This is a genomic window from Streptomyces sp. NPDC059851, from assembly GCF_042732005.1.
Lineage (GTDB): Bacteria > Actinomycetota > Actinomycetes > Streptomycetales > Streptomycetaceae > Streptomyces.
In genome coordinates this window covers 1-9,083 of record NZ_JBHWJJ010000212.1, presented here as the reverse complement: position 1 = coordinate 9,083, position 9,083 = coordinate 1, and the positions used below count along the sequence as shown (strand labels likewise).

At 74.1% G+C, this 9,083-nt stretch carries 8 protein-coding genes and 1 pseudogene; 5 read left to right on the top strand and 4 right to left on the bottom strand.

Going from position 1 to position 9,083, the window contains the following annotated elements; translation table 11 throughout:
- Positions 1 to 134: 134 nt before the first annotated feature.
- Both ACFV7Q_RS37155 and ACFV7Q_RS37150 read right to left on the bottom strand, forming a co-directional pair.
- Positions 135 to 1,158 (bottom strand): annotated as a pseudogene (locus tag ACFV7Q_RS37155) (M56 family metallopeptidase).
- Positions 1,159 to 1,294: 136 nt separating this feature from the next.
- A complete protein-coding gene (locus ACFV7Q_RS37150; protein ID WP_385435366.1) occupies positions 1,295 to 1,909 on the bottom strand; it encodes a DUF5134 domain-containing protein in 615 nt (204 codons plus the stop codon).
- Between the two features lie 154 nt (positions 1,910 to 2,063).
- Between ACFV7Q_RS37150 and ACFV7Q_RS37145 the strand changes: the two genes are divergently transcribed.
- Positions 2,064 to 2,606 (top strand): GNAT family N-acetyltransferase, encoded by a 543-nt coding sequence (locus ACFV7Q_RS37145; protein WP_385435365.1) that lies wholly within the window; start codon positions 2,064 to 2,066, stop codon positions 2,604 to 2,606.
- 80 nt (positions 2,607 to 2,686) lie between these two features.
- Here ACFV7Q_RS37145 and ACFV7Q_RS37140 read toward each other — a convergent pair whose 3' ends face one another.
- Positions 2,687 to 3,379, bottom strand: coding sequence for a glycerophosphodiester phosphodiesterase (locus tag ACFV7Q_RS37140; RefSeq protein WP_385435364.1), 693 nt, complete (start codon positions 3,377 to 3,379; stop codon positions 2,687 to 2,689).
- A gap of 383 nt (positions 3,380 to 3,762) precedes the next feature.
- Between ACFV7Q_RS37140 and ACFV7Q_RS37135 the strand changes: the two genes are divergently transcribed.
- Genes ACFV7Q_RS37135 through ACFV7Q_RS37125 form a run of 3 tightly spaced genes read left to right on the top strand, consistent with a single transcriptional unit; the run spans position 3,763 to position 7,024 of the window.
- Entirely contained in the window at positions 3,763 to 5,169 is a 1,407-nt protein-coding gene (locus tag ACFV7Q_RS37135; protein WP_385435363.1) for a DUF6421 family protein, read from the top strand.
- A 26-nt stretch (positions 5,170 to 5,195) separates the two neighbouring features.
- Positions 5,196 to 5,966, top strand: coding sequence for an SDR family NAD(P)-dependent oxidoreductase (locus ACFV7Q_RS37130; RefSeq protein ID WP_385435362.1), 771 nt, complete (start codon positions 5,196 to 5,198; stop codon positions 5,964 to 5,966).
- The gene (locus ACFV7Q_RS37125; protein ID WP_385435361.1) at positions 5,963 to 7,024 is read left to right on the top strand and encodes a threonine aldolase family protein; all 1,062 of its coding nucleotides are present in this window, start codon (positions 5,963 to 5,965) and stop codon (positions 7,022 to 7,024) included. Before ACFV7Q_RS37130 ends, ACFV7Q_RS37125 begins: the two co-directional genes overlap by 4 nt.
- 100 nt (positions 7,025 to 7,124) lie before the next feature.
- On the opposite strand, the gene ACFV7Q_RS37120 is transcribed toward ACFV7Q_RS37125, so the two are convergent.
- On the bottom strand, positions 7,125 to 8,384 hold the full coding sequence (locus ACFV7Q_RS37120) for an MFS transporter (RefSeq protein WP_385435360.1): 1,260 nt from the start codon (positions 8,382 to 8,384) through the stop codon (positions 7,125 to 7,127).
- Between the two features lie 82 nt (positions 8,385 to 8,466).
- Here ACFV7Q_RS37120 and ACFV7Q_RS37115 point away from each other — a divergent pair.
- Positions 8,467 to 9,083, top strand: a 617-nt coding sequence (locus tag ACFV7Q_RS37115) for a CGNR zinc finger domain-containing protein (RefSeq protein WP_385435359.1), incomplete at its 3' end; no start/stop codon positions are given.

Sequence of the window (9,083 nt, the reverse complement as noted above, 5' to 3'; positions counted from 1 at the left end):
CTCCCCGGTCGGGGCCCGCCCGAGCCGCGGGCGGCCGGGCCGCGGGGGCGGCCGGGCCGCGGGGGCGGCCGGGCCGCGGGGGCGGCCGGGCCGCATCCGATCCGGGCGCGTCCGGTCCGGGATCCGGCCCGCGGTCAGGTGAGCGCCCTCAGCCCCGGCACGAACGCCACCAGAAGGGGGACCGCCGGCACCAGCGTGGCCAGTGCCGTCAACCGCAGCCGGCGGCCCGGCGACATCCGAGGCGTCGCCGACAGCAGCCGCCGCACCCGCTCCGGGACGTGGGGCTGCGGCGCGGGGGAGGGGCCGAACACCCCCCGGTCCTCGTTGAGCCCGACCAGTGCGAGGGCGATGGTCAGCCGCCCGTAGCGGCGGGAGGCCACGTCGTCCGCGGCCAGTTCGACGAGCCGGTGGATCTCCGCCTCGAACGCCGCGAACACCGGCACCTGCGGGAAGCCGCCGGCCAGCGCCCGCGAGCAGTGCAGCAGCCAGTCGTGGCGGGCCGCCGCGTGCCCCTGCTCGTGCGCCAGCACGGCGTCCAGCTGGCTCCCCTTGAGCCGCCCGAGCGCGGCCGTGGTCACCACCAGCTGCGGCGCCGTGCCCGGGAGCCACCACGCCTCGGGCCGCGGCCCCTCCAGGACCACGAGCCGCGCCCCGGCCGGATCTTCGCCGGGCAGCAGCGGGGCCCGCACCAGCAGGGCCGCGCCACGCCCCCACCGACCCCACCGCGCCAGCAGCAAATCCCGAGCAGTCCGTAGCCCCGTCAAGGGCCCGCACCAGCAGTTCGGCGCCCCGCGCCCGCCGTCCGGCGCGGGCCCGCAGCACCTCCCGGGCCAGCCGGAGCCCGGTCCACAGCCCGCCGCCCGCCAGCAGCAGTGCGGTGCCGACGGCCCACGGGCCGCCGGCCGGTCCCAGCGCGTAGGCGTCGACCACCCCGTGCGGGGCGGCAGCGAAGAGCCGGCCCCGGACCGCGTGCCAGGCGGCGGCCGCACTGAGCAGCATCGACAGCGCGAAGCACAGCAGGACCGCACCCACCACGCACTGCCACACCCACAGGGCGACGACGGGTTCACGCTCGGGCCATTCGGCCCCGGCCAGCAGCCGGGGTGCGAGCACCGCGGTCATGGCGCCGAGCAACAGGAGAACGGCGGGGACCATCATGTCCGCCAGCCTATGAGCGTCGGGCTACCTGCTGGTACGGACTCGGGTGATTGGTGACGCAGGACACGTTTCCCGGCACCGCGCACGGCAACCGTCACCCCCTCCCGGGGCCTTCCGCACGCCTTGCGGCGGCCGGTCACATGCCGAGCAGCATCGCCAACATCCCCATCCCCATGGCGAGTCGGCACGCCCGCGCCAGCTCCGCCGACCCCGCCGCGACCCGCCCCCCGACGGCGCCCGCGACCGCCGGCGACCCACCGCCGGCTCCGGCGGGCAGGGCCTGCGGACCCGTCGCCAACAGCCGCGCCCCGCCCAACAGCACGTACCCCGCGAAGTAGACGAGGAGCACCGCTGTGACGAGCGGCTGCGCGGCCCACGGCCCCACCCCCACCACCCCCGCGCCCGCGCCCAATCCGGCCCCGTGCCCCGGGGCCACCGTCAGCGCCATGTACGCCATCGCCAGCGAACCGACCAGGTGGTGGGCGTGGTGCAGCCCGCCCCGCAGCAGCCACAGCGCGTGCAGCACCGCCCCGCAGAAGACCGCCAGCAGCACCTGCGGCCCCCACGGGCCGATGCCGGGCGGCGCGGCCATCGCCGCCATCCCGAGTCCCATCAGCGCATCGCCCGCCACCGCACCGCGCGCCCGACGGCCCGCTCTGCGCACGCGCCCCAGGCAGTACGCGCCGCTCACCGCGCACAGCAGGACGAGCAGCCAGGCCGGGAGGGCGGCGGGAGCGGACCATGAGGACATCGCGGGACCGTGCACGGCGGGAACCCCCCGGTTCGACGGCGTCACGGTGAACAGATGCCCCGGCCCACGGGCCCGCACGCAGCGCCGCGCTAGGCTGTCCGGGCAGCAGCGGGCATGTCACATGCCGCTGAGCACACAGCAGAACGGAGCCCCCATGTCGACCGCAGCACAGCCCGCCGCCCTGCAGTTCCGCAATGCCGTCGAGGCGGACGTGCCGGCCCTCGTGGAGCTCGTGGAGTCGGCGTACCGCGGGGACGCGAGCCGGGCCGGCTGGACCACGGAGGCGGACTTCCTGGACGGGCAGCGCACCGACCCGGACGGGGTGCGCGCCGTCATCCGGACCTCCGACGGCGTCCTGCTCGTCGTCGAGCGAGCGGGCGAGCTCGTCGCCTGCTGCCAGCTCGAACACCGCGGCGACCACGTGTACTTCGGGATGTTCGCCGTCCGCCCCGGGCTCCAGGGCGGCGGCCTCGGCAAGGAGGTCCTCGCCGAGGCGGAGCGCCGGGCCCGGGACATGTGGGGCGCACGGGAGATGCGGATGACGGTGGTCCACATCCGGGAGGAGCTCATCGCCTACTACGTGCGCCGCGGTTACCGCCGCACCGGCGAAATGAGCCCCTTCCCCTACGGAGACGAGCGCTTCGGCGTCCCGCTCCGCGACGACCTGGCCTTCGAACTTCTGGTCAAGGCCCTGTAGGAGCGGTCCACGGGCCGGCACCCGGGCCCGGCGCACCCCCGGCCCGGCGCACCCCGGGCCGGGCGCGCCGGGCGGAGCGGTCAGGCCGTGAACCGGCCCGTGCTGCGGATCTCGGGGAAGTCGGTGGCCACCCCGTCCAGTTCGAGCGCCCGGGCCAGCCGCAGGTGATCCAGGGAGTTGACCGTCCAGCCCGTCACCCGCAGCCCGGCCAGGTGCGCCGCCTCCACCGTCTCCAGGGTGAGCCGCCGCAGGTTCAGGGCGAGCGTTCGGGCCCCCGCGGCCAGGGCCCGGTCCACGACGTCGTCGGCCGCGTCCCCGGCCAGGTCCGAGTGGAGGACGGTCCGCACCCCCGGCGCCAGCCGGGCCGCCTCGGCGAGCACCGCGTCGTGGAACGAGGCCACCTCGACCCGTGCGGTCAAGTCGCGGCCCGCCACCAGCTCCGCCAGTGCCGTCGCGGCGGGCGCGTCCTGGACCGAGGCCTGGAGCGGGGTCCGTACGGTGTCCAGGACCTCCTCGAAGACCGGGACGTGCTCGCCCTGCCCGGCGTCCAGCCCGCGCAGCTCGTCCAGGGTCAGATCGGCGACGGCGCCCGAGCCGTCGGTGGTCCGGTCGACCTCGGCGTCGTGCAGGGCGACCAGCACGCCGTCCTTGCTCAGGCGCAGGTCCAGCGCGATCGCGTCCATGCCGGTACGTTCCGCACGGACGAACGACCGCAGGGTGTTCTCCGGCTCGACACCCATGACCCCGCGATGACCGATGGTGAGGAAAGTCAAGGTTCTCTCGCTTCCGTCGACGGCGGCTCCCCGCGCGGTCGCGGCGTCCCTGGCCCGGCCGCGCGCGGTGAGGACGCATGCTAGTGCGCTCCGGTCGCGATGAGACCGCCCGTGCAGAGCCCCGGAGCCGCCCATCGGCCGGTTCCCGCCAGGGTGTTGCGCTCCGTTCCCCGGCCGGCGGGCCCGTGCCGCCTCACCCGTGCGTGGGCGCGCCCCTCGGGTCTTGACAGGACGGCGAAGCGCTCGCCCGAACGGTGGACTGCGGGAAGAATTGCGGTCTCAGTAGGGGTACAGCCGAATAATTTCCTGGACAACCTCTTGAGCGGGACACCCTCACATGCATACGCTGTCTTTACGTGAGGTTCTCCTGTGGAGGAAGTGACATGACGGAAACTCTTGTGCCGGGTATCGGCGGGGCCGCGATAACCGCCGGGGCGCGGGTGGTCGACCACCCGGCGTGGCCCGAGCTCAAGGCCGCCGTGGAGGAGATCCGCCCCTGGCAGTCCAAGGACGGCTCGATCGACTTCGAGGTCGAGGGCGCGCCGTCCCGCGAGCAGGTCGAGGCCGCCGTCGAGCGCGTCGTCACCGCCGTCGAGCAGCTCTCCCCGCTCCTGCCGCACGCCACCGTCTACCACAAGGCACTCGTCGCCGACCTGCGCAAGTGGGTCGCGGAGGGCTTCGCGGTGCCGGACTTCCTCGACTCGCTGATGGCCTTCCACCCTGCCGCCGAGCGCGCCGACGGCCTCCAGCACCTCGTCGTCTTCCCCATGTACACGCAGAACGGCAACCCGGACCGCAACTTCGAGGCCGTCGTCCTGAAGATGGTGTGGCCCGAGTGGCTCTCCGAGCTGGAGCGCACCCGGTACGACAACCCGCTGTTCCTCGGCATCACCTTCGAGGACTTCACCCCGGGCTACGACACCCACTCCGCGGTGCTCTTCCCGGAGACGATCGCCGTCCGCGAGGCCCCCGAGCGCTTCACCTGGGGCGGCATCTTCTGCGACCGCGAGGCCGCCCGCTACCGCAAGGTCACCGAGGCCGCCGTCGACATCCTCGGCATCGAGCTGCCCGAGGACATCGCCCGCATGGTCGAGGACCAGGAGCGCTGCGAGAAGGCCTTCGTCCTGTGGGACATGGTGCACGACCGCACCCACAGCCACGGCGACCTGCCGTTCGACCCCTTCATGATCAAGCAGCGCCAGCCGTTCTGGATGTACGGCCTGGAGGAGCTGCGTTGCGACCTCACCGCGTTCAAGGAGGCCGTCAAGCTGGAGTCGGAGGGCAACGAGCACGGCCGTGACGTGCAGTACGCCGTCCTCTTCGACCGGATGTTCCGCTTCCCGGTGTCCGGCGACCGCACCCGCAACTATGACGGTCTCGGCGGCCAGCTCCTCTTCGCGTACCTCCACAAGCACGACGTCGTGCGCTGGACGGACAACAAGCTGAAGATCGACTGGGACCGCGCCCCGCAGGTCACCAACCAGCTGTGCGCCGAGATCGAGGACCTCTACCGGGCCGGCATCGACCGCCCGAAGCTCGTGCACTGGTTCAAGGCCTACGAGCTGGTCTCCACCTACCTCGCCCCGCACCCGGGCTCCAAGTGGGCGAAGGGCCCCGACGCCCTGGACCTGACGCAGCCGCCGCGCAAGCTCGTGGACGACGTGCTTCCGGACGAGTTTCCGCTGAGCATGTTCTATGAGGCGCTCGCCAAGAAGCTCAAGACCGTGATCGCCTCTTGCAAGGGCATCACCGCCCTGGACTCCGACACGGCCGAGCGGGCCGCCGCGTGAGCACTCGCCCACTGGAGGCTGCACAGATGAACAGCGGAAACGACACCGGGAACGCCAACGGCAGCCTGAAGGGAGCCGTCGTCGCCGTGGCCGGCGCCGGCGGCCCCGCCGGCCGCGCCGCACTGCTCCGCCTCGCCGAGGCCGGTGCCGTGGTGGTGGCGTCCGACGCCGACCCGGCCCGCCTGGCCGAGGCCGTGGACGCGGCCCGCTACGCCCACGGCGGCGCCACCGTCACCGGTGACACGGTGGACCTGCTCGACCTCGACGCGACCAAGGAATGGGCCGCGCGGACCGAGAAGGAGTTCGGGCGCGTGGACGGCCTCGTCCACCTCGTCGGCGGCTGGCGCGGCAGCACCTCGTTCACCGAGACCGACCTGGGCGACTGGGACTTCCTGGAGAAGCTCCTGATCCGCACCGTCCAGCACACGTCGATCGCCTTCCACGACGCCCTGCTGCGCAGCGACCGGGGCCGCTACGTCCTGGTCAGCCAGTCCGGTGCGCACAAGCCCGTCGCCAACAACGCCGCGTACAACGCCGGCAAGGCGGCCGCCGAGGCGTGGACGCTCGCCATGGCCGACTCCTTCCGCAAGGCGGGGGGCGAGGAGGGCCCGGGCGCCGCGGCTGCGATCCTGGTGATCAAGGCACTGGTGCACGACGCGATGCGCGCGGAGCGCCCCAATGCGAAGTTCGCGGGCTTCACCGACGTCAAGGAGCTGGCCGAGGCCATCGCCGGCGTGTGGGAGCGGCCCGCCATCGATGTGAACGGACAGCGTCTGTGGCTCACTCCGCAACCGTGAAGACCGATGCCCGCCGCCACCACGATCCGGCGGTACGCGGTTTCGCGAGCGACAACTACGCAGGGGTCCACCCGGAGGTCCTGGAGGCCCTTGCCCTGGCCAACGGCGGCCACCAGGTCGCCTACGGCGAGGACGAGTACACCGAGCACCTGCAGAGGATCATCCGCAGCCACTTCGGCCCGTACGCGGAGGCCTTCCCGGTCTTCAACGGCACCGGCGCGAACGTCACGGCCCTCCAGGCCATGACCGACCGCTGGGGTGCGGTGATCTGCGCCAAGACCGCCCACATCAACGTGGACGAGGGCGGCGCACCCGAGCGGATGGCCGGCCTCAAGCTGCTGGCCGTCCCCACCCCGGACGGCAAGCTCACCCCCGAGCTCATCGACCAGGAAGCCTGGGGCTTCGAGGACGAGCACCGGGCGATGCCGCAGGTCGTGTCGATCACCCAGAACACCGAGCTGGGCACGGTCTACACCCCGGACGAGATCCGGGCGATCTGCGAGCACGCCCACTCGCTCGGCATGAAGGTCCACCTCGACGGCGCCCGCATAGCCAACGCCGCGGCCTCGCTCGACGTGCCGATGCGCACGTTCACCAACGCGGTGGGCGTCGACGTGCTCTCGTACGGGGGCACCAAGAACGGCATGATGTTCGGCGAGGCCGTGGTCGTGGTCAACCCGGACGCGGTCCGGCAGATGAAGCACATCCGCAAGATGTCGATGCAGCTCGCGTCGAAGATGCGCTTCGTCTCGGTCCAGCTGGAGGCCCTGCTCGCCAAGGACCTGTGGCTGCGCAACGCCCGGCACGCCAACGGGATGGCGCAGCGGCTCGCCGCAGGGGTCCGCGAGACCCACGGGGTGGAGATCCTCTACCCGGTGCAGGCGAACGCCGTGTTCGCGAAGCTGCCGCACGAGGTGTCGCGGCGGCTCCAGGAGCGCTACCGCTTCTACTTCTGGGACGAGGCCGCCGGACACGTCCGCTGGATGTGCGGCTTCGACACCACTGAGGAGGACGTCGACGGCTTCCTCCAGGCGCTGAAGGAGGAGCTGGCCCGGTAGTCCTCCCGGCCGGCCCCGGATCGAACGGGTGCACCCCCGTCCGCACGTTCATGGAATCGCGGACGGGGGTACGCCTGTGCTCCGGCCCGTGCCGCGGTGCTCACGGCGCTCCGGGAGTCCGCCGACCGGGCGCAGCCGGGGCGGAGCCTGCCGCGAGCCCCGTAGTGGCGGCTGCCGTGCCCGCCCCGGCAGCGCGCGGGGCCACGAGCACGTGCAGCAGGGCCGACACCAGCACCAGGACGGCCACCCCGGTCAGCAGTAGCCGTGGCGGCGCGTCGGCGGCCAGCCCCACGAGGGCCGCCCCGACCGAGGCCGCGGTCAGCTTCAGCCCCGCCCCCAGCGTGAACACTTGCGTGCGCACCGCGTCGGGTGCGTGATCCGCCCGGATCCGCAGCGTGGCCGTCAGCAGCGGCCCGTCGCACACCCCGGCCGCGGCGAACAGCGCCGCCGCGACGGCCACGGAGGGCGAGAAGGCGGCCGCACCCAGCGCCAGCCCGGTGCCCGCCATCGCCCAGCGCGCCAGCCGCCCCGGAGCCACTCCCGAGAGTCGGCCCAGTGTCAGCGAACCCGCCAGCGCGCCCGCCGCGAACGCCGTCATCAGCACACCTCCCGCGCCCGGACTACCGAGCCGTCCGGCCAGCAGCACCGAGGTGGTGGTGAGGGAACCCAGCCCGACGAAGGCCAGCGACGTGGCAGAGGTGATCGCCCGCAGCTCCCGGATCCGCCACAGCACCGCCAGCCCGCCCCCGAGGCCGGCCCCGGCCCGCTCGGCCCCGGCCGGGGCAGCCGTCGCGGGGGAGGCGGCCCCGCCGAACGGGAGGGTCGCGGCCAGCAGCGCCGCGAGCGCCCCGCCCAGCGCCAGCACCACCATCGCCGGCGCCGCCGAACCCGCCGCCGAGACCAGGCCCACTGCCGCCGGAGCGGTCACCGCCGCAGCGTTGTACGTGGTCGCGTCCCAGGAGTACGCCCGGTCGCGCCGCGCCCCCGCCGGCACCAGTCCTGCGACCAAGCTGGACATCCCGCCCGTCACCATCGGCCCGCAGCTCCCGCCGAGCACCGCCGCCGCGAGCACCACCGGCAGCGGCGCCCGGCCCAACAGCACGGCCAGCGCCACCACCGCGGTCGTGAACCCGGCCAGCGCGCCGACGTGGAAGAGCCGCGGCCGCCGCGTACGGCCAGCGGCAGCACCGGCGAGCGGAGCCGCCAGGACGTGCGGGGCCAGCCAGGCCGTCAGTACGAACGCCCCGTACGCGGCGCTCCCGGTGCGCTCCAGGGCGAGCAGGACCACCGCCAAGCTCATGCCCTCCGAGGCGAAGCGCGCCGCCAGTGCCGCCGCCAGGTACCGCCCGAACCCACCCATCGGGGTCCCTCCCCCGCACCGTGTAACGTCATAATTCCCCAAGACGTTACGTCATCCGGCTGCACGATGAAAGGAACAGGGCATGACGGACTCCGCACAGGGCTTCTCGGCCGCCCGGCGGCTAGTCGACCTCGCCGAGGCGGTCCGCGCCGATCCCGGCCTCCCGCGGGCCGGACTCACCGCACTGCTGGCCCGGCACGGGGAGGACACCGACGACCTCACGGCCGGGGCCTTCACCGAGGCGGACGCCGCCGACCTGCGCGCCGCGGCCCGGCGGATGGCCGGCGTCCTCGCCGAGCCGGACGAGGACCGCGCCGCGGAAGCCCTCAACGACCTGTTCGCGCAGTACGCCACCCGCCCCCGGCTGACCCGGCACGGCGGCCACCCGTGGCACCTGCACGTGGACCGGGGTGACGAGGCCGGCTGGGGGGAGTGGTTCCTGGCCTCCGGCGCCCTGGCGCTCGCCCAGCTGCTCACCGAGCACGGCCGGATCGCGTGGGGCGCCTGCGCCGCCTCCGGCTGCGGCCGGCTCTTCCTCGGCGGTGGGCCCGGCAGTGCCCGCCGCTACTGCTCCGGCACCTGCGCCACCCGGGAGCGCGTCGCCGCGCACCGCCGGCGCAAGCGCGCGGAGGCGGCGGCCGAGGTGGTGGGGCCGGCCGAGGCGGGGGCGGATGCCGGGCGGGCGGAGGCCGGGGCCTG